The 284-nt window shown below is 69.7% G+C and carries 1 protein-coding gene; it reads left to right on the forward strand.

Annotation, left to right across the window (positions count from 1 at the left end):
* On the forward strand, window positions 1–284 hold a 284-nt coding region (locus IF78_RS0143010), incomplete at both ends, for a DUF2637 domain-containing protein (RefSeq protein WP_031498967.1).

Below are 284 nucleotides of genomic sequence, written 5' to 3' on the forward strand. Positions count from 1 at the left end.
GCGTCAGACGGCCTGGCTGCTGACGGCAGCGACGATCGCCTTCAACGGCGCGACCGCCTGGCCGGACCCGCTGGGCGTCGGCATGCACGGCGTGATCCCCATCCTGTTCGTGGTCGCGGTGGAAGCGGCTCGCCACGCGATCGGCCGCACAGCGGACATCACGGCCGACAAGCACATGGAGGGCATCCGCCTGACCCGCTGGCTGCTCTCGCCGGTCCCGACGTTCCTCCTGTGGCGCCGCATGAAGCTGTGGGAGCTCCGCTCCTACGAGCAGGTCATCAAGC

Origin of the sequence: Streptomyces bicolor, from assembly GCF_000719285.1 — a bacterium.
Lineage (GTDB): Bacteria > Actinomycetota > Actinomycetes > Streptomycetales > Streptomycetaceae > Streptomyces > Streptomyces bicolor.